The organism is Vibrio sp. R10-SG-ISO4, from assembly GCF_059834135.1.
In genome coordinates, this window is sequence record NZ_JCBDHJ010000013.1 from 129,010 (window position 1) to 150,032 (window position 21,023).

Annotated in this window: 17 protein-coding genes; 15 read left to right on the forward strand and 2 right to left on the reverse strand. The window is 49.3% G+C overall.

The features are described 5' to 3' along the window. Window positions 1-679 precede the first annotated feature (679 nt). Together AC6R03_RS07080 and AC6R03_RS07085 are read right to left on the reverse strand one after the other, a co-directional pair. A complete protein-coding gene (locus AC6R03_RS07080; RefSeq protein WP_487902458.1) occupies window positions 680-2,650 on the reverse strand; it encodes a replication initiator protein RctB domain-containing protein in 1,971 nt (656 codons plus the stop codon). Between the two features lie 431 nt (window positions 2,651-3,081). Continuing rightward, window positions 3,082-3,258: a hypothetical protein gene (locus AC6R03_RS07085; protein ID WP_500630984.1), complete on the reverse strand. Its 177-nt coding sequence runs from the start codon at window positions 3,256-3,258 to the stop codon at window positions 3,082-3,084. 828 nt (window positions 3,259-4,086) lie between these two features. On the opposite strand from AC6R03_RS07085, the gene AC6R03_RS07090 reads away from it, so the two are divergent. From AC6R03_RS07090 to AC6R03_RS07160, 15 genes are all read left to right on the forward strand, one after another. After that, complete coding sequence (locus AC6R03_RS07090; protein WP_500630983.1) at window positions 4,087-5,304, forward strand: ParA family protein; 1,218 nt, start codon at window positions 4,087-4,089, stop codon at window positions 5,302-5,304. Window positions 5,305-5,312: 8 nt separating this feature from the next. Further along, window positions 5,313-6,284 carry a ParB/RepB/Spo0J family partition protein gene (locus tag AC6R03_RS07095; protein WP_334553022.1) on the forward strand — a complete coding sequence of 324 codons (972 nt, stop codon included), beginning with the start codon at window positions 5,313-5,315 and terminating at the stop codon, window positions 6,282-6,284. 149 nt (window positions 6,285-6,433) lie between these two features. Further along, on the forward strand, window positions 6,434-8,437 hold the full coding sequence (locus AC6R03_RS07100) for a tRNA(Met) cytidine acetyltransferase TmcA (protein WP_500630982.1): 2,004 nt from the start codon (window positions 6,434-6,436) through the stop codon (window positions 8,435-8,437). Window positions 8,438-8,782: 345 nt separating this feature from the next. Continuing rightward, entirely contained in the window at window positions 8,783-9,082 is a 300-nt protein-coding gene (locus AC6R03_RS07105; protein ID WP_500627343.1) for an STAS domain-containing protein, read from the forward strand. After that, a complete protein-coding gene (locus tag AC6R03_RS07110; RefSeq protein WP_334553027.1) occupies window positions 9,075-9,434 on the forward strand; it encodes a response regulator in 360 nt (119 codons plus the stop codon). The genes AC6R03_RS07105 and AC6R03_RS07110 overlap by 8 nt, the downstream gene beginning before the upstream one ends. A 37-nt stretch (window positions 9,435-9,471) precedes the next feature. Further along, window positions 9,472-11,616 carry a chemotaxis protein CheA gene (locus AC6R03_RS07115; RefSeq protein WP_500630981.1) on the forward strand — a complete coding sequence of 715 codons (2,145 nt, stop codon included), beginning with the start codon at window positions 9,472-9,474 and terminating at the stop codon, window positions 11,614-11,616. A 9-nt stretch (window positions 11,617-11,625) separates the two neighbouring features. Beyond that, window positions 11,626-12,165 (forward strand): chemotaxis protein CheW, encoded by a 540-nt coding sequence (locus AC6R03_RS07120; protein ID WP_500630980.1) that lies wholly within the window; start codon window positions 11,626-11,628, stop codon window positions 12,163-12,165. After that, entirely contained in the window at window positions 12,165-12,632 is a 468-nt protein-coding gene (locus AC6R03_RS07125; RefSeq protein ID WP_500630979.1) for a chemotaxis protein CheW, read from the forward strand. Before AC6R03_RS07120 ends, AC6R03_RS07125 begins: the two co-directional genes overlap by 1 nt. A gap of 45 nt (window positions 12,633-12,677) precedes the next feature. Beyond that, on the forward strand, window positions 12,678-15,080 hold the full coding sequence (aer2, locus tag AC6R03_RS07130) for an aerotaxis transducer Aer2 (RefSeq protein WP_500630978.1): 2,403 nt from the start codon (window positions 12,678-12,680) through the stop codon (window positions 15,078-15,080). Then, window positions 15,065-15,916: a CheR family methyltransferase gene (locus AC6R03_RS07135; protein WP_500630977.1), complete on the forward strand. Its 852-nt coding sequence runs from the start codon at window positions 15,065-15,067 to the stop codon at window positions 15,914-15,916. Before aer2 ends, AC6R03_RS07135 begins: the two co-directional genes overlap by 16 nt. Window positions 15,917-15,925: 9 nt before the next feature. Further along, window positions 15,926-16,576 carry a chemotaxis protein CheD gene (locus AC6R03_RS07140; RefSeq protein ID WP_487902466.1) on the forward strand — a complete coding sequence of 217 codons (651 nt, stop codon included), beginning with the start codon at window positions 15,926-15,928 and terminating at the stop codon, window positions 16,574-16,576. Then, complete coding sequence (locus AC6R03_RS07145) at window positions 16,573-17,607, forward strand: protein-glutamate methylesterase/protein-glutamine glutaminase (RefSeq protein ID WP_500630976.1); 1,035 nt, start codon at window positions 16,573-16,575, stop codon at window positions 17,605-17,607. Before AC6R03_RS07140 ends, AC6R03_RS07145 begins: the two co-directional genes overlap by 4 nt. Further along, window positions 17,604-18,776, forward strand: coding sequence for a methyl-accepting chemotaxis protein (locus tag AC6R03_RS07150; RefSeq protein WP_500630975.1), 1,173 nt, complete (start codon window positions 17,604-17,606; stop codon window positions 18,774-18,776). Before AC6R03_RS07145 ends, AC6R03_RS07150 begins: the two co-directional genes overlap by 4 nt. A gap of 17 nt (window positions 18,777-18,793) precedes the next feature. Beyond that, entirely contained in the window at window positions 18,794-19,093 is a 300-nt protein-coding gene (locus AC6R03_RS07155; RefSeq protein WP_500627334.1) for an STAS domain-containing protein, read from the forward strand. A gap of 9 nt (window positions 19,094-19,102) precedes the next feature. Next, complete coding sequence (locus AC6R03_RS07160; RefSeq protein WP_500630974.1) at window positions 19,103-20,797, forward strand: SpoIIE family protein phosphatase; 1,695 nt, start codon at window positions 19,103-19,105, stop codon at window positions 20,795-20,797. The last annotated feature ends 226 nt before the right edge of the window (window positions 20,798-21,023 follow it).

Here is a 21,023-nt window from a genome sequence, read left to right on the forward strand (position 1 = left end):
CATGCTAGGGACGCCTAATCTGTAGCAAATACGCCTATCCCTTGTTAAGAATTTTAGCGTCAGAATGTGATTGCGCTAATAGTTCGAACACTCTTACCGATTATTTTATAAATAGCCTTTGCAGGGCAGAAAAACTAGCGATACATTTAAATGATTACCCTTAAGAAAAGTCAGGCGATCCAGCTCTCATTTTTTCTAAGGTGTGCCCTACTCTCTCCCTCTGCCACATCCAACTCTCCGCACTCCCGAAGCGTAACAACGGGCTGACTCCATCCTGAGACCAAGGTTTATCCAAACAAAAAGATTCAAGCGAAGCGGTGTCAGTACCGAGATTTCAATCTTTGGAAGAATGATCAAGGGATGTCGGTGATCTTGCACTGTGATCCGAAAGCATGATCAAGGTAATGAAGGTCGCATGGGCGCTTAAGAGAAGCAGCGTAAAAGGAGAAATAGGGGATCAACAGGCAAAAAAATAGCGAGTTCATCGAACTCGCCAAATATTCAGAATGAATGTAACAATATGAGCCAATCTATCAGAGATAATCCTATCTCTCATTCATCAGAAAGGACAAAAGGTTGTCTATTCGGGATAAATAATAGCCAAGCTCGGCGCGCTTTATGTCAGTAAAGTGTCAGGGTAATGTAGTGATAGTGTCCAATTGTCAGACAAGGCCGCAAACTACACCGCCACTTCATCTAATGCGCGGAATACGGTCTCATCCAGATGCCCTTCATGGACTTGTTTGCACACTTTTCGGCGCACGGCGAGGCCCGCAATCAAGCGTTCGATCGACAAGTGCTTGTTTTCACTTTGGCTGTTGTACAACTCGACCATTTTACTCAAAGTCTCGTATGGGATGACCTCTTCACCGACCCGCAGGTAATCAAGCTTGTCAATGAGCTCCAGACACTCTTCTTGGATGGAGTTATGGGAGTGCCCTGTCATCGCCGCTAACGCCGTTATAGAGCGTTCTAGAGCCTCTGGAGAGGTATATTTGGAGAGAGTAATGGTGATCTCATCGGCGTTGATCTCAACTAAGTGCTTACGCTGTTTTACCCGACGGCCCAATTTGCCTTTGGCCGCGCGCTCTTTACGTTGGATAGGCTCGAATTCGCCATCAATGATCTGCGACATCTCATCAAGCTGTTGGCGTGTGACCATCTCATTACGTAGCGGGTTGGGCAGCGTCGGCGCCATGTTGCGCTTACCCGCGTTGGTGGTACGTGCACGCGAATAACGCAGCACTTCTTCAGCATCGCATTTGATGTCGAATTCGTAATCTTTGATCTTGTCGCCTTCCGCGATCGTGCGGATCGTTAAGTGATAACCCCACAAATTGACCACAAACAGATCGTCACTGCCCTTCCCTTCCGAGAGTTTTTTCAGCTCTCGGATCAAATCCATTGAAAAACGGCGCCACTCAATGTTGCGCGCAAGCTTTTGATTTAGCTCGCTTAAGAGCATTTGATCTGTGTGTCGACGAACCATACGGCTACGGAAATAGCTATACAGCTGGAAGACCAAGGTATGCTGCTTCAAAATTTCAGGTGGGAACAAGAAGAAATAGTCACGCGTGAGCAGTTCTTCGTAGAACGACGGCTCCCAGACCAAGATGTAGAGGTTCGGTTTAATGCGAATTTCGCCGTCAGCGCCCTCTGTAGGTGCCTCTTCCGATGCGGTAATGGTTCGGGCCAAGAAACGAAAACGATCGCTCTTAAAGCCTTCTGGCATGTTCTCGCTCAGCCAACGGCCGGTGAGTTCGTGTAACTGAAAGTCGGTAAACTCGATTCTATCGATGCTGTCACGAATGGAGTCTCGTGCAGGGCCGCTGTCTTTTTTGCCACGCAGCGACAAAATGTCGGTGATGTAGAGTGGCGTTTTGTTAGGCACGTGCGTTGCATCGAGTTGATATTGTTGCTGGTGGTGCTCATGGTATTGCACGGTTAAGGTGAACAGCGCGAAGAGCGTCATCAGATCATCCACCGTCATGATGTTTTTAGATGATCGTGTTTCGATCACCGCGCGCGTGCCTGAGATCGACACCATGCTTTTTTGGTACTGTTTGCGCGTTCTGGGCGGCGCTAAGGCTTGATCGATAATGCCCGCCCAGTTGGTAGGCGATACCACAAACTGATCCGCTTCATCTTTCATTGCTGGGGGAATATTCAAGCCATGCTCATTGAGCAAGCGCTTGTTCACCTGAGTTTGAGCCAGTGCCTTAGAGCGTTTTTGTTTCTCACTTTGCTTCACCGATTCCGTGACCAAGCTGGTGGCGCCCAACACGGAAATCAACTGGTTTGGGTTAACAAAGCGATGGAGCATGGTTTTGCCCGCTAACCCTTCTTCAAAACGCACTGGTACCTGTAAAAACAGGCCGATGTTGACTGCGGCGCGTAATCGCTGCTGAATGGCTGCTCGTGTGACTTGCCCATCTGTTGCATCGATCAACTCAGTGGTTGAAACCAAACCATCTTTGCTGCTGAATCCTCGCAGTGAGATGAGATTGAGCAGTTCGACAATACTTTTCGTCACCCCTTTGAAGTGTTGGTATTGTTCTATCCAGTGGACAGCCGTTTCAGACACCTCAAATAAATGGCCATCCTTGTGGCTTCTTGGGGCTTTGATCAGTATTTTTTCGTCAGAACTCATGATTAGATCCGTATCACACTAGCCGTAATATCGCTATAGTTCCTGAAGAATAAAGAAAAAAAGATCATAAATAAAGAAAAAATTAGAGGTTTTTAAATAACTGATCTTTTTGATTTATTTGATCTATATTGGTTATATGATCTTATGATCTGGCCGTCAGTTTCCTTCTAAGTCATTGTTTATTGGCGCGTTATTTTTTTTGACTTGGAAAGCATGATCATGTGAAAGACGAAAGCATGATCATTAAGTTATTGAAAGCATGATCAAAATATCCAAGAACCATGATCATGTGGTTGCTGAATCAATGATCATTGGGCTGGCAGAAGCATGATCATCACTCTCTCACACGTTATCCACAGAGCGCATCGTTAAGTGTCAATAAGCGGCGGTTTATTGGTTGTGCTGAGCGCTCTGTGATGCCGAAAACATGATCAAGGAAACGCCATTTCTGCTGATGTCTCTGAGCCGTGTCGCTTATTTCGCTCAGATTTCCACCGTTTATTGTCCATCATCGCATTTGAACGGCAATCTCGACCAACTTTGCTCTCAACGGCTTCTATGACGATATAGGTCGAAAGCATGATCAAGTGATTCGTGTTTCTTCCCATATTCTGTGCCTGTCAATCTGATTTATTGGCTAAACACCGCTATTTTGGCATGAGTTCTTATTCCATCTGCATTTGTCCGTAAATAAAGCTCTATTTTACATGCTTCCGAAGCATCAATTCACTTGATCATTGATCCGATCATTTGCGATGAAAGATCGCGAGGTTCAATTGATGAGATTTAGGGTTTGTTGCCTTGATCATCGTTCCAGTTTCACAGATTTGGAGCGAAAGCATGATCAAGTGATGTCCCTTGATCATCGTTTCGAATACTCAACCGCTGGATCCGGTTGAATTATGATCGCGTTGCGAGAGCTATTATCACTCATTCTGCTCACGTAAACGGCTTCGTACCGCAACGCGAGTGAGGTTTTGGTTAGATCGGTAAAGATTGAAATGACACGCTCCGTAAAATAGGAGGAAAACCTAATCGTTCCGATACAGGCGATGAGATTTTCTGTGGTGAGTATGTCAGAAGTGAATAATGCGAACGCTGTGGTGCATTAATGGTTTGAACGCACTCGTTGGATTAAAACACCACACTTCTGCCCTACTTCATCTTTCGGTTTGCTTTTGTAGTTTACAATGTAAATATGTGACAAGGTAACACTTTTACGAGAGGTTAGAACGCGAAGCAAAGTGGCTAAGATTTTTAGGCGATTTTGCTCACCTTATTGACGAAAATAACATCAGATTGCAAGAAGTCATCAAATTGTTCCGATTTCTTTTATTTAATGTGATTTTAATCCATAAGTGAATGTTCACCTTTTTATTGTTTGTTTTATTAAATGCTGTACAATTTATTTTAGTCACTTACAACGGATTTTGGCAATGAAAAGAGAACAAACCATAGAGAGTCTCTACCAATTGGCGGAGCAGACGGCTCAAGTTCAAGCGGACCGCATAGAGATCGTATTAGAAGAACGTCGTGACGAACATTTTCCTCCGATGTCGAAAGCGCTGATGGAAACCCGCTCAGGGCTAACGCGTCGCAAACTAGATGATGCGATCAGTAAGCTCGAAGCGGACGGTCACCAATTTACGAAAAACAACGCCAATCACTACTCCATTTCATTGCAAGAAGCGCACATGTTGATGGATGCGGCGGGCATCCCCAAGTTTCATGAACGTAAAAAGAACACAGAGAATAAGCCGTGGATCATTAACGTTCAGAACCAAAAGGGCGGAACCGGTAAGTCGATGACCGCTGTACACTTAGCGGCGTGCTTAGCGCTCAATCTGGATAAACGTTACCGAATTTGTTTGATTGACTTAGATCCACAAGGTTCGTTGCGTCTATTTTTAAATCCACAAATTAGCATCAGTGAACACCAGAGTATCTATTCTGCAGTGGATATCATGCTCGATAACGTACCTGAAGGTACTGAGGTCGATAAGGCATTTTTGCGCAAAAACGTCATGCTACCAACGCAGTACCCGAATTTAAAAACCGTGTCTGCCTTCCCAGAAGATGCGATGTTTAACGCAGAAGCGTGGCAAAGCTTGTCGCAGAATCAGTCGTTGGATATCGTAAAACTACTTAAAGAAAAGCTGATCGATAAGATTGCTGACGATTTTGATGTCATCATGATTGATACCGGTCCGCACGTGGATCCTCTAGTATGGAATGCCATGTACGCGTCAAATGCGCTGCTGATCCCTTGTGCGGCGAAGCGCTTGGATTGGGCGTCGACGGTCAATTTCTTCCAGCACCTACCTACGGTGTATGAGATGTTCCCAGAAGATTGGAAAGGGCTTGAGTTCGTGCGTCTGATGCCCACCATGTTTGAAGATGACAACAAGAAGCAAGTCTCTGTGTTGACTGAGATGAACTACTTGCTTGGCGATCAGGTGATGATGGCCACCATTCCGCGAAGCCGCGCGTTTGAAACCTGTGCGGACACCTACAGCACGGTGTTTGACCTCACGACCGGCGACTTCGAAGGCGGTAAGAAAACCCTAGCGACCGCGCAAGATGCGGTACAAAAGAGTGCACTGGAGCTAGAGCGAGTGTTGCACAGTCACTGGTCATCACTGAATCAGGGGTAAACTAGAGTATGGCAATTAAAACTTCAGACTTAAATGCAAGATTGTTCGGCAAGGCGAATAAACGCCAAGTTACGACACCACAAGAAGCCCAGCAAGCAGCGAAAGATAAAGCGCAGTTTATCGAGTTAGCGGTTGCGGGTGAGGAGTTAGTGCAGTTTGAGTTGGTGCGTATTCCGGCCGATCAAGTGGAAGCGCAGACGGTTGTCTTTGCGGATAATGCCCGCGAGCAATCTTTCCTCAATGAGCATGCGTTATCGGATGTGTTGGTCACTTTACGTGAGCGCGGCCAGCAGTATCCGGCCGTCGGTCGCAAGCGTGAAGATGGCAAGATTGAAGTACTCGATGGTAGCCGTCGCCGCATGTCGTGTATTTTGTCCAACAAAGAGTTCTTGATCTATGTTGCCGATGACATCAACACCCAACATGCAAAATTCTTATCCGATGTGGCGAACGCCCACAAGCCTTTGTCTCTGTATGAGAAGGGCAAAGAGATGCAAGCAAAGCTCGCTAGCGGTGAAGCTGAGGATCAGAAAGCGCTGGCGAAGATGTTTCAGTGCAGTGAAGCCTTGGTCAGTGGAGCGTTGAAAGCCGCTGATTTGCCACTTGAGCTGCTGCAAGCGTATCCGAATGTGGCGGATTTAGGTCGACCTACCATTGTGAAGTTGCACAAGCAGTTCAATGCACTCAGTGATGAGAACCGTGCAAAGCTGCTTGAAAAGTGTCAGTGTGAAGAGGGATTTGTGTGGCAACGCAGTGAAGCCCAAGGGGTTGCACGCATTACCAAAGAAGTCTCTGAAACGATCGAGTCTTGGATTGAAGAGATGACGCCAAGCAAATCCAGTGGCAGTGCGAAAACCGAGCTGGTCAAAGGCCGCGCGAGCTACAGCCGTAAAGGTTCCAGTTTGTCGCTGAACCTAAAGAAAGTCGATGATGCTTTGATGCAAGATATTCTGGATTTCTTGCAAGCCAAGCTCCAGTAACTTCTCCATCAACGTCATCTAAAACCGCTCCTTGTTCGAGCGGTTTTTTTATTGCTGGCGCGCGGCGGCGGGCAGAAACGATGAGCGAATGTCGCAGCGCACAGCGAGAGTGATATACTCACTCCATCGTCCACCGTTAACCACGTGTTATGAATCCGATAGAGTCCTTTTTTCGCGATCTTTTTCAACAAGCCCAATTGATGCGTCATCGTTATGGTGTGGTGATTGAAGGCGATGGTCAATGGCAATACACGGTATTGCGCGCTGCGCTTTCAGCGAGCGGCGCTCAATCGGCGGTTTGTCTCGGTCACACTGTCTTTAATCAAGATGACCGTCTCGTTCGTCATCTATCGGCTAAGCAAGGCACCCAGCTACTGGGCCAAGAGATAGAGCTCTTAGTGGTCGCGGTGAACGACGATTTCGATGCCAACAGCGTCAGTGCGGCACTCGGTGCGGTCAAAGGGGGCGGGGTAGTAATATTCACGCTTGACAAGTGCATCGATGCTTCTTCATCGAAAACGTGGTTGCTGCGCTCAATGCAATCCTTGTATTGGTTATCATCCGATAAACCACTCCCCAACATCACTATGACGAGCGGACAAACTCAAGATCCGTTTATCGAGCAACACTCAGCGATTGAAGCGATTTGTCGCGTGGTGGAAGGCCACAGAAAGCGCCCATTGGTGTTAACGGCAGACCGAGGTCGAGGAAAAAGCAGCGCCTTAGGCATCGCGGCGGCAAGGCTGATGAAGGCTTCTCGAAAACGTCTTCTTGTCTGTGCGCCGAGTTTAGCCGCGACACGCGCAGTGTTTGAGCACACCGCCTCACAACTCGAGGGCGCCACGGTCAGCAAATCATGTATAGACTACCAAGAGAGTCAACTGGCGTTTATTGCGCCAGATGAGTTACTTCGCCAGCGCCCGGATTGTGATGCTTTGTGGGTCGATGAAGCGTCTGCGATTCCTATTTCCATGCTCAAACAGATCACAGAGCGCTATCATCGCGTCGTGTTTTCGACCACCATTCACGGCTATGAGGGATGTGGACGCGGCTTTACGCTCAAGTTTTTAGATTGGCTTAAAGTGGCAAGACCGGGGATGGTACAACTTCATCTCCAACAACCGATTCGTTGGAACGCGGGCGATCCGTTAGAAGCATGGCATTTTTCGACGTTTGCCTTAGACGCCGATTTAGAACCTGCGCCTGTTCAGTTGCCGGAGATAGCGCTCACCTGCATCGACAAAGCGCAGCTGTTGGCAAAACCTGAGTTGCTGCGCCAGTGTTTTGCGCTGTTGGTCAACGCCCATTATCAGACGTCACCCAATGATTTGATGCTTATCCTCGATGAGCCTAGCGTCAACGTTTATGCTCAGTTTGAGTCAGGGACATGCATTGCCTGCGTGTTGACCGTCGATGAGGGCAACATGCCCGCAGAGCTGGTGCAAGACATTGTGCTCGGTAAACGACGCCCCAAAGGTCAATTGGTGCCGAGCACCTTAGCGAATCAATTTGGTATTGAGCGAGCGGCGCAGCAAAAAAGCGTGCGTGTCATGCGAATAGCGGTTCACCCCGATCTACAAAGGCGAGGGGTAGGGCTGGCGGTACTCGCACAGCTTGAAGAGAGCATTGAGTGTGACTTTCTCTCCACCAGCTTTGGCGCCACCGCTGATTTGGTTAAGTTTTGGCGCCAAGCTGGTTTTGCACCGATCAAAGTGAGCAGTCAAAGAGACAGCGCCAGCGGTACACACTCGGTCATTATGATCAAAGGCGATACTGAGTGGCTAGCACAGGTGGCACAACATTACTCCACGCAATTTCACTATTCTCTCTCAGACAGTTTGCGTCAACTTGAAACTGAGGTCGTCCGTAGTTTGGCGCCAAAAACTAATGCTTCCATTGTCCCTACTGGGACGGCTGCGCTTCTGTTGTGTTATGCAAAAGGTGGGGCGAGTTATGACAGTTGTGCGCCACTGCTCGATCGCTTTGCATTCACACACGGTTTTGAGGCGTTCAGCGATGTGATGATAAGAAAGGTATTGCAAAAACAGAGCTGGAGTGAGTGTGCCTTGGCTTTAGGTTTTCCTGGTAAAAAGCAGGTCGAAGCTCAGCTTCGGCTTGATATAGAAACTTGGTTATCTCAATGTTCTGGCTAGTCGAATTTACACTGTAAAATAGACGATAAATTTACAGTGTAAACGGCCACACAATCGAGTCGATTTACACTGTAAAATCTCATTCTATAACACCCTACCTTCAACGCGGTTGCGAACTAGTACTAAAGAACCAGTCAATAAAACACAGTAGAAAATAAGATTTTTTCCAAATAGCCTCCATCGGCAACCCACTAAATCTTCGATAGTTTTTATTCCAACGACAAAAATTTTAACGGCAACTTGCTGTATCAAAAGTTAAGTCACATTTGCCAAATGACGAACCTTTCCTAAACTCAATATAAAACTTTGTGCGTAGTGTTTTGTGGCTAGGAAATAAGAATAACAATGAAAAAGGATTGTCTACTTCCTGATGCGCTTGATATCTCAAGTGCGCTCAATGTCGCTGCTGAATCTAAGCAGTGGCTTCAAGATCATCGCTCGCTTGTGATTCTCGCCTCGAATGTGGAGCGAGTCGACGCTGCGGGCCTACAGGTCCTTGTTTCTCTTTTTCTTAGTGCAGAGCGCGACTCAGTCGAGATACGACTCGACAAGCCGAGCGCCACATTAAAACAAGGAGCAAACGCCTTGGGATTACAACACTTATTGAAGTTAAGTTCAGACGTTGGAGATGGATCTCATGACTAAAATTCTTGCTGTTGATGATTCTGTATCAATCAGACAAATGGTCAGTCACACCCTGAAAGATGCCGGCTATGAGGTAGAAACTGCAAATGATGGTAAAGACGCGCTGAATAAAGTGATGAGCGCAAAGTTTGACGTTGTGATCTCCGATGTCAACATGCCTAACATGGGCGGCTTTGAGCTGGTTAAAGCGCTGCGAGAGAAACCGCAGTACAAATTTGTGCCGATCCTCATGCTTACCACGGAAACCAGTGCGGATAAAAAGCTGCAGGGCAAACAGGCCGGTGCGACGGGGTGGCTAGTGAAACCATTCAATCCCGATACCTTGCTAAAAACATTGAAGCGCGTGCTGTAGTCAGCGGTTTAGAACAGAGAGCGTTTGAGGAGAAAGTATGTCGCTAGATATGGCTCAACTGCGTAAGATGTTCTATGAAGAGTGTCGGGAAAACCTTGAAACTCTCGAACAGGTGTTGCTCAACCTTGATGTCACCAACATCGACAGTGAAGAGATCAACACCATTTTCCGCGCCGCCCACTCGATTAAAGGCGGAGCCGGCACGTTTGGCTTACTCGATATCAGCGAGTTTACTCATTCCGTTGAAGCGTATCTGGATCTGGTGCGTAATGGCGAGCGCCAATTAACCCCCGCCAGCATTGATCTCTTGCTGCGCAGTGTTGACTGCATACACTCGTTGCTTGAGGCGCACGAGTCTGGCGTCCCTAGTGAATCCAACCTAAAAACTGAGATCAGTCAGGAGCTAGAACGCTTATTAGGTGACGAACCAAGCGTTGAAAGTGAGCCCGACGAGTCATTGGCGGAGGCATCCGATGCGGGTTCTCTACCTTACTACATCACGTTTGCTCCCCATCCTGAACTGTTTTTTAGCGGCAACGACCCGTTACGCATCCTTCGCGAATGTCATGAACTGGATCCGAACATGTCGATTTGCGTCGACACCAGCACCTTACCCATGATTGAGCAACTGGAGGCGGAGCTCTGTTATCTGAAATGGCATCTCGTTATGGATGGTCAGCTCGCGCAAGAAGAGATTAGCGAGATATTCGAATGGGTAGAGGATGAGTGCGATCTCATCATTATGCGAGGAAAACCAGAGAGTGGTGAGCGTGGGGTTGAGGAGGCATCGTTAGAAGTCGCCCCATCTGAGTCAATCTCTTCTGCTGCGACGGCGTCTAAGTCCACCGAGTCTGAGTCCATTATACCTAAGCCAATTGCATCTGAGCCCACTGCACCTAAACCTAGCGCAACCAAACCAAGCATTGAGACACCCGCGAAAACCGCGTCTAAGCCGACGAAAATCGAGTCAAGCGTCGGTTCCATTCGGGTAGATATTGATAAAGTCGATAGCTTGATCAACTTGGTGGGCGAACTGGTCATCACGCAATCCATATTGACGGAAATTGGTAACGATTTTACCCCTGACAAATTGGATAAACTCAAAGCTGGCCTCGAGCAGCTGTTGCAAAACAGCAAGGAGCTGCAAGATAAAGTCCTCAATATTCGCATGTTGCCAATGAGCTTTGCCTTTAGTCGCTTCCCCCGCTTGGTTCGAGATTTGTCATCTCGCTTGGACAAACAGGTGGAGTTGGTGATCAAGGGCGAGCATACGGAACTCGACAAAACGGTGCTAGAGCGCATTGTTGATCCGCTCGTGCATTTGGTCCGAAATGGCATTGACCACGGCATAGAGTCACGCCAAACGCGCAGTGAACGAGGTAAACCCGAGGCTGGGATCATTGAGCTTAATGCTTTCCATCAAGGCGGCTCTATCATCATTCAAATATGCGACGATGGCGCCGGACTCGATTGCGATGTGCTGTGGAGAAAAGCGCAGGAAAAAGGCGTTGTCGCGAGCGATGCCAACCGGGACGAGTTTTCCAAACAGCAGGTGATGAACCTGATTTTTTCCCCCGGTTTTTCGACGGCGGAATCGGTCTCAGATATTTCTGGGCGAGGCGTGGGTATGGATGTGGTCAAGCGCAACATTGAAGAATTGGGCGGCCACATCGAGGTGGAATCCGAGCTGGGTAAAGGCAGCCGTTTCACCATCAGCTTACCCCTTACCTTGGCGATTTTGGACGGTCAGCTTATCAAAGTGGCCGACCAAGTGTTTGTCATTCCGTTGCTGACCATCATCGAATCGGTCTCTTTGGATGAGAGCAAAATCAAACGCGCTTCCGGTGGCGTGTTGTTGTATCGCCTACGAGAAGAAAGCATCCCTATCATGAATCTGCAATCCGAGCTTGAACTGGCTCCCGCTACGCCCAGTGAGCACCCCATACTCTGCTTTGTGGAAGCGGCAGGCAATCGCGTTGGGTTATTGGTTGATGAACTGTTAGAGCAGCAACAGGTGGTCATCAAGAGTTTGGAGTCGAACTACAGCAAAGTCTCCGGTATTTCTGGCGCCACCATTTTAGGGGATGGGTCGGTGTCATTGATTTTGGATATTCAGGGATTAATCACCGGCTTTTTGAAAACCCACCTTGATGCGGCGGGCAGTAACGGATTAGCGGCGTAGGGAGACATCATGAATCAAGTGACCGCCATTCAACCAGATACAGACGCGCTAGCTCATGACGCGGCGCTAGTGTCTGGGCAATACAGCGAAGAGCTTGGTGAGCAGAGCGCGGATTTTCTCAGCTTTCTGCTTGCTGACGAGTTGTATGCGGTGCCGATTAAGGATGTCGAAGAGATTCGGGTTTGGGAAAAGCCGACGCCGATACCTCGCGCCCCGGAATTTGTCTGTGGCGTGATCAATATTCGCGGCATGATCGTGCCAGTGACGGATTTAAGACGACGATTTTCGTTAGGTGAATGCCAATACTTGCCGACGACCGTTGTGATTGTATTGCGAGAAGAGGGGGATCAAGGTGAGCGCCTGATGGGCGTCGTGGTGGATGCGGTCAGCGATGTGTTGGCGCAAGACGACAAAACCCTTCACCCCTGTGTTGGCGACACGGCCGTGACACCCTATTTGGTTGGGTTGATGAATGTGGGCGAGCAGGTGATGTCCCTGCTTGATATCCACGAGCTGCTCAACATGGACAAAATCTTGAGGGCGAAGTAATGGAAACCCGACATGAGTTTTTGAGTTTCACCCTACAAGATGACGAATACGGCGTGCCGATTTTAGATGTGCGAGAACTACGGGGCTGGTCGCCTGTGCGCAAAGTCCCGAACTCTCCAGACTATTTCAAAGGCGTGTGGGAAATCCGCGGCGAGTACTTACCCATCATTGACCTCAAAATGCGTCTTGGTCTGGGCAAAACCGAGCTGACCGACGTGACGGTCATCGTGGTGTTGAGTGATGGTCAAGGCAACCCGTTTGGCATCATGGTTGATGCGGTGTCAGAGGTGTATCCCCTTAGTGATGAGGCCATCAAGGCACCACCTAAAGTGTCGATGGGGGTAGACCAGCGTTTTATTCGGGGGCTCGCTTCGGTGCAAGCAGGTCACCTCATCCTACTGAATATAGAAGCTTTATTGGATGTCGAAAAGCTTTCTGAACTGACTCAACATGAGAGCTGGGTCTAAAGCAAACACTGATAACAATAGAGCATGGCAAGAAGAGGGACAGGTATGGGATTTTGGAACAGAAAGGCAGAGCAAGCTCAGCAATTTTCAACCCCGACGGAAGACACGTTGACTCAAGACTTTACTCTGGATGTGGAGCAAGAGAGCGGCATTTCCAAAGAGCAACTCATGTCTGCACTGAATGCGGCGCAAACCGCGCTGATGATGATTGATCGTAATTTCAAGATTACCTATCTCAATCAGAAGTCTCTGGAACTACTCAAGCACCATGAAGCGCTGTTTCAATCAATGTGGCCGAGTTTCAAGGCAAACGAAGATGACTTACTCGGGTTCTGTATAGATGCGTTCCACGCTAATCCAAGCCACCAGCGCCAACTTCTTTCTAATCCCAATAATTTACCTTACACCACGACCATTTCGGTCAAAGACGTGAGGATTGAACTCAATGTCGGCGCCATCATAGATGCCAAAGGGCAGTATGTTGGTAATACCTTGGAATGGTCTGATGTCACGCAGTCTGAGCAGATAAGCCAAGACATTGCGAGACTCCAAGCCGCTGTTGACCAAGCGCAAACTGCCATGGTGATGATTGACCGAGACTTTTTGATCACCTACATCAACAAAGAGACGCTGACGCTATTTCGTCAGCACGAGGCGACGCTGCGCTCGGTATGGTCTGGATTTACCGCAAGTGCGGAATGGCTTATGGGGCGTTGTATTGATGAGTTTCATCAAAACCCCGCTCATCAGCGCAAGATGCTGGCCGATCCGAACAATTTACCTTACAGCACCGATATCACCATTGGTGATTTGAAGATTGAGTTGAACGTCGCTGCCATACACGATGCCCAAGGGGCTTACATTGGCAATACGCTAGAGTGGCGCGATGTCACCGATGAGCGAGCAAAAGAAGAAGAGATCGGGCGCCTCGCCTCTGCGGTGGCGGGCATGACGACGAATCTAATGATGGCCGATATGGAAGGGGTGATTACTTACGTCAACCCGGCTTTGCTCACTTTACTAAAATCGCGTGAAGAGGAGCTAAGGCAAGCACTTCCCGGCTTTGATGCCAGCAATTTAGTTGGGCGTAACATCGATGTATTCCATAAAAACCCCGCCCATCAAAAGAGCATCATTGCTAACCCTGACCGCTTGCCATTTAGCTCTAATATTGCGGTCGGAGGACTAGAGTTCAATTTGACCTGTATTGCCATGAAAGATGGCCAGGGCAAGTACATCGGTCCTGCCTTACAGTGGGTGGATATTACCGAACAGCAAGATGGGCAGCGTCAGGTCGAGTCTTTGATACAAAAAGCGATCGCCGGTGAGCTGCAAGAGCGGATTGACACCAGTGTGTACAGCGGCTTTATGAAAGAGTTGGGGGATGGCATTAATAGCCTACTCGACACTATGGTGACACCGATAGGGCAGTGCATTGATGTGATGAGCCAAGTGGCGAAAGGGAATCTTAATACGACGATGCCCGAGAGCAATAACGGGGAACTGGGTCGATTGTCTCACTCGGTCAATACCTCGATTCTCAACTTGCGCGATATGGTGGATAAGATCACGCAATCCTCGGCGCGCGTTGCTACCGCCTCATCAGAGATCGCCGAAGGCAACAACGATTTGAGTCAACGAGTGGAAGCTCAAGCCGCGAATCTCGAGCAAACCGCGGCGAGCATGGAACAGATGACAGCAACGGTGAAACAAAATGCCGACAACGCGAAAGGCGTTAACGAATTGGCCGTGGATGCAACGAAAAAAGCCACCAAAGGCGGCCAAGTGGTTGGTCAGGCGGTTTCTGCGATGGCTGACATTAACTCGGCCAGTAAAAAGATCTCCGACATCATTGGCGTAATAGACGAAATTGCTTTTCAAACCAACTTGTTAGCACTTAATGCAGCGGTGGAAGCGGCGCGCGCTGGCGAGCAAGGACGCGGTTTCGCCGTTGTCGCGGGTGAAGTGCGCAATCTAGCGCAGCGCAGTGCGGCGGCCGCCAAAGAGATCAAGGGCCTTATCAAAGACAGTGTGGAGAAAGTCGATGAAGGTTCACGCTTAGTGGGTGAGTCCGGCGACACACTCAGTGAAATTGTCGAAGCGGTGGAGAAGGTCAACCAGTTGATTAAACAGATTGCTTCTTCCAGTGTGGAGCAATCGACCGGCATTGACGAGATCAATCGAGCCGTCGCGACGATGGACGAAATGACACAGCAGAATGCGTCGCTGGTTGAAGAAACCTCAGCCGCCAGCCAATCGCTCAAAGATGAAGGCAAAGAGTTGCTCAATCTTATGAACTTCTTTGTGACCGACGCCAAAGTGGCCAGCTTTGATTCGCGCAGCAACAAAGCCCCTAACGAAAATAACGTCAGAGAGATTCGCACCAACAAAGTCAGCAACACGGCATTTAAGGTGGAAGAGGAAGGCGACGAATGGGAAGAATTTTGAACACGGAATTGACGCTACCCGAGCAAGAGTTTGAGCTCACGGATAAAGATTTTCATTTTATCCAATGGTTTATGCATAAACACGTGGGCATTTTTCTCTCGGATCAGAAGCGCGCTATGGTCTATGGCCGTGTCAGTCGTCAGTTGCGCCGATTGGGGCTACGCCGTTTTAGAGAGTATCGCCCGTTGATTGAGAATGACCGCCAGGAGCGAGTCACTTTCATCAATTGTTTGACGACCAATAAAACGTCGTTTTTCCGTGAGTACCACCATTTTGGATTTTTGGAGCAGGTGCTCAGTCGCCAGTGGCAGGAGCAAGGCAAAAAGCAGGTCGCGGTGTGGTCCGCGGGCTGCTCTAGTGGTGAGGAGCCCTACAGCATTGCCGCTTCACTTGCGGCATTTGAACGCAAAGGTCAGTTGGACGAAGTCGTGATTGTTGCGACAGACCTAGATACTGCGGTACTCGAGAAGGCGCAACTTGGCATTTACAGTGATGAGGCACTCAACTCTATTCCTAAGCACTATCTAAAGGGGAACTTTGTTCGAGGTGTTGGACGCCAAAGTGGCCAGATCAAAGTCAAACAGCGACTGATGGATCACGTACAGTTTTCACCACTCAACTTGCTTGAAACTTGGCCATTTACAGCGAGCTTTGATGTCATATTCTGCCGTAACGTGATGATCTATTTCGACAAAAAAACGCAGGCGCGATTGCTCAAACGCTTTTATCAACAGCTATCCCCTGATGGGGTGCTGTTTTTAGGCCACTCGGAGAGCTTACCAGATGGAGTGGATTGCTTTCATCACCTCGGTCACACAATTTATGTCAAAAAGTAGGAAGCGGTTATGACGCCATACCACGGCCCGAACGTCGACCCGCAAAATGGGGCTTGTCATGTTAGTCGGTTTTATCACCCTATCCGAGAAAAGCACTTTGTCAAAGTGTACCCCGGCGGCGTTTATTGCAGTGAGGCGAGTGACGAGTTGATTGTGACTGGTCTAGGGTCATGCATCTCAGCCTGCATGTGGGATCCCGTCACACGTATCGGCGGCATGAATCACTTTCTCCTGCCTTTTGAGAATCGCAGCCAAATCAAATCTTGGCAGCCGAGCGCGTTGGATTCGAGTGCTTCTCGCTACGGTTGTTATGCGATGGAAATGTTGATCAATCAACTGATTGGTTTGGGTGCGCGTCGGCATCGCTTGGTGGTTAAACTGTTTGGTGGGGCGCAAATGCTCGGCAAAGAATCGATGATAGGGGAGAAAAACGTCAGTTTTATTCTGAGTTATGTTGAGCGCGAGCAATTGGATGTGGTGGCGCAAGATCTTGGGGGAATGGAGCCAAGAAAGATACTCTTTGATCCCTCGATTGGAAAAGTGTGGCTGAAACGGGTGCCCTTTAGTGAAGTGCATACGGTGCATCAACAAGAATCGACCTATGCCTATAAGTTGGAGCACGAACGTGACAATGGCGATGACGCGGAGCTGTTTATATGAAAAAAATCAGAGTATTGGTGGTCGATGATTCGCCGGTATTCCGCGCGATCTTGACTGAGCTGATCAACAGCGATCCGGATCTTGAGGTGGTCGCCAGTGCAGAAGATCCATATCAAGCTCGGGCTTTGATCAAACAACACAACCCCGACGTGCTGACTCTGGATATCGAAATGCCAAAAATGAATGGCGTTCAGTTCTTAAAAAATCTGATGCGTTTACGGCCGATGCCTGTGGTGATGATCTCCACGTTAACGCAGCACGGCGCAGAGCCGACGCTGGCGGCACTCGAGCTCGGGGCGGTGGACTACTTTCCCAAGCCTGCGGTGCAAAACACCGCCGAGATGGTCAATTACAAAAAGCTGGTGAATGAAAAGATCAAAGTCGCCGCAGGCGCTAACGTAGGACGAGAGACAGTGGCGCCTGATACGCAAAAACTCGACCCTATACGCCAAACCAATCACATTGAGCTGATTGCCATCGGTGCCTCGACGGGAGGGACGGAAGCGGTCAATCAGGTGCTTAAAACCTTGCCTGCCGGTTTGCCGCCGATAGTGATTACCCAGCACATTAGCGCGATGTTTTCCGCCTCGTTTGCGCGCAGGCTCGACGCGAACTCGGATATACAGGTGACAGAACTTGGCCAGACTCGTGAGGCGCTGAAATCAGGCTGCGCTTATTTAGCCCCCGGCGATAAGCATTTGGTCGTTACCCGACGTGGCGGGCAGTTGTACGCAGAACTTGACGACAGGCCAGCGATCAATCGCCACAAACCCTCCGTGGACGTCATGTTTGATGCCGTTGCCGAGACGTTAGGCGAGCACGCGATCGGTATCTTGCTCACTGGTATGGGTAAAGACGGTGCGCGAGGCATGTTGAAGATGAAGCAGCAAGGCGCGCCGACCATTGCTCAAGATGAGTTGAGCTCAGTGGTGTGGGGTATGCCGGGCGCCGCGGTGTATTTGGGCGCTGCGGAGTACGTTCTCGGGCTGCATAAAATACCGAAACAGATTTGTCAGTTGGTGAGCCTATGAAGAAAAAGAGAATACTGAGTCATCGCGTACGCTGCGCGCTCGCGGTGCTTATTCAAGTGATGCTGTTGGGTGTGGGGGTGAGTTATGCGCTGTCTCAGCTTCAACTTGCCTTAATGATCGCCGTAGCGGCGGTGCCTTGGATTGTCTTAGCCAAGTCACGCCCGATGCCAACAGAGAGCGCTGCGTCTTCACAGGCACCCTCGAGCGATGATCCTAACCCTGCTCGGGAAGCGGCGTTGGGGCACATCTTGCAACGTGTTATCCCTCAATTATCGGATCCGCTTAGCCATCAACGCAGCGTGGTAGACGAATCAGTAGACACCTTAAATGAAAGCTATTTTGAATTGCAAAAGCTGGCGGAAGAGCAGAGCCAAGTGACGAGTGAGTTGGTGGAAACCTTGCTGGGCAATCACGGCAGCGATCATGACATCAGCCAAGTGTTACCGAAAACCGAAGCCATTATTCGCCACTTTGTGGACACCTTAGTCATCGTCTCGGAAAAAAGTATTTCTGCGGTGCACAGCATTCACGATATGTCAGACAAGCTCGATTCGGTGTTTAAGTTGCTCAACCAAGTTCGCGGGTTATCCGAGCAGACCAACTTACTGGCGCTCAATGCGGCGATTGAAGCGGCGCGAGCGGGTGAGGCAGGGCGCGGGTTTGCCGTCGTCGCCGATGAAGTACGCCACCTTTCGGTCAAAGCGGAAGAGTTGAATAACCAAATTGAGCGCGAAATTAACACCGCGCAAGCCACGGTACAAGAGGCCAACAAAACCGTTGGGGAGATGGCCTCCATCGATATGACGGAAGCGATCGAGTCGAAAGAAAAAGTCGATGACATGTTGCGAGGCGTGCAGCAGCTCAATGTGTCGGTTGAACAAGAAGTCCACAAAATCAAGCACAGCGGTGATCTGCTCAGTGTTCAGGTTGCCAATGGCATACGCGCCCTGCAATTTGCTGACATCATTACGCAGCAAGGGGAGTACGCGCAAGGTAGCGTGGCGTTTATCCAACAGCTGGCCGATCTGACGCTGGCATGGACAGAACGAACCCTCAGTGACGCGGAGTTTGCGAGTGAACTGCACGCATTGCTTGAACAGGTTGAGCAAAGAGGTTCACCGGCGGCAACGCAAGCAAACATTGATGAAGGCGAAGTTGAGCTGTTCTAATCCACCAAGGGGGCAATATGTCGGTTAAGTCTACAGTGAATTCAGGCTCACTTGAGGTGACCATTACCATTGAAGGGGCGTTTGGGTTTAACCTCGTTCAAGATTTTCGGCGCTGCTATACAGACAAACACAGTTATCGGTTTACGATTGATTTACGCAAAGTCGACTATATCGACAGTGCAGGGCTTGGGATGCTGTTAAACATGCACAATTATCTCGGGCAGCCCGATGGGGCGATTCGCATCACTAACACCTTGCCACAGGTGCGAAAAATCCTCGCCATTTCCCGTTTCGATAAGAAGTTCTCGATAGAGTAAGGACTGCCTATGCATGTCATGATCATCGATGACCACGCCACCAACCGTGAGCTGTGTCGTTTTATTCTCGATCACATCACCGAACGCATTACCATGTTTGAAAATGGCCAAGGGGTGGTGGAGGCGATGCAACAGATGGATTCGATGCCGGATCTGATTTTGTTGGATGTCATGATGCCGGTGAAAGATGGGTTCACTACTGCGCAAGAAGTCAGAGAAGCCTTTCCTAACGTCCACATTCCGATCATTTTCTTAACCGCTTTGGATGATCGCGCCTCTTTTGAGCGCTGCCTTGCCTTTGGTGATGACTTTATCCTCAAACCGGTGGAGCGCAATGTCCTCATTGCCAAAGTGCAAGCGCACTATCGGATTGTCAAAATGCACAATGAAGTGATGCAGCAGCGTGATGAACTGAGCCAGTTTCATGAGCAAGTACGGTACGACTATTCGATTGCCGAGTCGATTTTTGCCAATCTCGCTCAAGAGATGAGCCGCCAGGTCAGCAATGTGTACGGCATCCATTATTTGTCGACCCCCTCAACCATCTTTAACGGTGATTTAATTGTTCTTGCAAAGCGGCCACACGGTGGTGTCTATGTGATGATCGCTGACGCCACAGGACACGGCTTACCGGCGGCGATCTCCGCGCTACCTGCGACGCGCGCATTCTTTACGATGGCGGCGAAAGGATTACCGCTCGGGGAAATTGTTACCGAAATCAACGAAGTGTTGGTGCGTTTCCTTCCGATGGGAATGATGCTTGCCGCCAGCGTGTTTGAAGTAAGAGCCAATGGCTTTGAAGTCTCTTGGTGGGGAGGCGGTTTGCCTGATGGGTATATTGTCGATCCTGGAGGCGAGATTGTCAGCCGTTTAGTCTCAAGCCACATGCCGTTGGGCGTGCTTGAGCCGCACGAGTTTGAAGCCGACATTGTGCACTACAAACTGGAGCCTGATCAGCAGATCGTTTGCTACACCGATGGCGTGATTGAAGCCGCCAGCCCCAACAATGAACAGTTTGGCGCCAAGCGCCTTGAGGCCTGTTTCACAGGTCAGCGCGCGGTCATCCCAACGCTGTATGAAGCGGTACAAGCCTTTAGCAATCAAGAGGTGCGTGACGATTTATCCATTTTGACCATGCATTTCCCCATTACTGTAGCGGAAGAAGAGGCTTGTCAAACGGTGGAACAGCAGAGACGTCAAGTGCCGATACATGCCAGTCTGCAATTTGACGGCCATAAGTTGCGTCACCTGTCGGTAATGGCCGAAGTTAGGCAATTTTTACAGGGAATGTTATCGGGCGGCCCACATCTGGATCTGATTTGCTCGGTGGCCTCTGAGCTCTTTTCTAATGCCATCGAGCATGGTTTGCTCAAGCTTGATTCCTCGGTAAAAGATGACCCCGACGGCTTCTTTACCTATTACCAGCAGCGAGAGGACAAACTCAAGCAGCTTGAAGACAGTGCCTGGGTCAAACTTGAGCTCGATTATCAGCCTGACAGTGAGAAGGTCACCATGATTTTGCTTCATAACGGCGAGGGGTTTGACTACGAAAAACGCCAGCAAGTTCAAGACGGACACACCTATGGCCGAGGTATCGTGCTGGCTACAGAACTGTGTGACTCGCTGCAATACAGCGAACAAGGGCGCAAAGTGACCGCGATCTATTCATTAAACGCGCCGCACCATTTTCCGCTTTCCGCATGATGCGCAGAGGAGCCTGAAGAGAAGCAGCGCGACCGAATGATTATCCACCCAGTGAGTGGATGGCGCACTCAACCATAAGATAGGCCGATAAACGGCACTGGCAAACTTTACACTGTAAATAGCGTTGATGGACGATTCTACAACAAAAGTTCAGTGACCTATGCCTGAATTTGTCACACATTCCATACTGTGTCAGTATCAAATTGAATAGACTGGACAGGTTAAG

What these genes read in the sequence shown, in the direction of transcription:
- AC6R03_RS07095 (WP_334553022.1), top strand. Translation starts at nt 5,313, where the DNA reads ATGGCAATTAAAACTTCAGACTTAAATGCAAGATTGTTCGGCAAGGCG.
- AC6R03_RS07100 (WP_500630982.1), top strand. Translation starts at nt 6,434, where the DNA reads ATGAATCCGATAGAGTCCTTTTTTCGCGATCTTTTTCAACAAGCCCAA.
- AC6R03_RS07090 (WP_500630983.1), top strand. Translation starts at nt 4,087, where the DNA reads ATGAAAAGAGAACAAACCATAGAGAGTCTCTACCAATTGGCGGAGCAG.
- AC6R03_RS07085 (WP_500630984.1), bottom strand. Translation starts at nt 3,258, where the DNA reads ATGGGAAGAAACACGAATCACTTGATCATGCTTTCGACCTATATCGTC.
- AC6R03_RS07080 (WP_487902458.1), bottom strand. Translation starts at nt 2,650, where the DNA reads ATGAGTTCTGACGAAAAAATACTGATCAAAGCCCCAAGAAGCCACAAG.
- AC6R03_RS07120 (WP_500630980.1), top strand. Translation starts at nt 11,626, where the DNA reads ATGAATCAAGTGACCGCCATTCAACCAGATACAGACGCGCTAGCTCAT.
- AC6R03_RS07145 (WP_500630976.1), top strand. Translation starts at nt 16,573, where the DNA reads ATGAAAAAAATCAGAGTATTGGTGGTCGATGATTCGCCGGTATTCCGC.
- AC6R03_RS07135 (WP_500630977.1), top strand. Translation starts at nt 15,065, where the DNA reads ATGGGAAGAATTTTGAACACGGAATTGACGCTACCCGAGCAAGAGTTT.
- aer2 (WP_500630978.1), top strand. Translation starts at nt 12,678, where the DNA reads ATGGGATTTTGGAACAGAAAGGCAGAGCAAGCTCAGCAATTTTCAACC.
- AC6R03_RS07155 (WP_500627334.1), top strand. Translation starts at nt 18,794, where the DNA reads ATGTCGGTTAAGTCTACAGTGAATTCAGGCTCACTTGAGGTGACCATT.
- AC6R03_RS07125 (WP_500630979.1), top strand. Translation starts at nt 12,165, where the DNA reads ATGGAAACCCGACATGAGTTTTTGAGTTTCACCCTACAAGATGACGAA.
- AC6R03_RS07105 (WP_500627343.1), top strand. Translation starts at nt 8,783, where the DNA reads ATGAAAAAGGATTGTCTACTTCCTGATGCGCTTGATATCTCAAGTGCG.
- AC6R03_RS07110 (WP_334553027.1), top strand. Translation starts at nt 9,075, where the DNA reads ATGACTAAAATTCTTGCTGTTGATGATTCTGTATCAATCAGACAAATG.
- AC6R03_RS07115 (WP_500630981.1), top strand. Translation starts at nt 9,472, where the DNA reads ATGTCGCTAGATATGGCTCAACTGCGTAAGATGTTCTATGAAGAGTGT.
- AC6R03_RS07160 (WP_500630974.1), top strand. Translation starts at nt 19,103, where the DNA reads ATGCATGTCATGATCATCGATGACCACGCCACCAACCGTGAGCTGTGT.
- AC6R03_RS07140 (WP_487902466.1), top strand. Translation starts at nt 15,926, where the DNA reads ATGACGCCATACCACGGCCCGAACGTCGACCCGCAAAATGGGGCTTGT.
- AC6R03_RS07150 (WP_500630975.1), top strand. Translation starts at nt 17,604, where the DNA reads ATGAAGAAAAAGAGAATACTGAGTCATCGCGTACGCTGCGCGCTCGCG.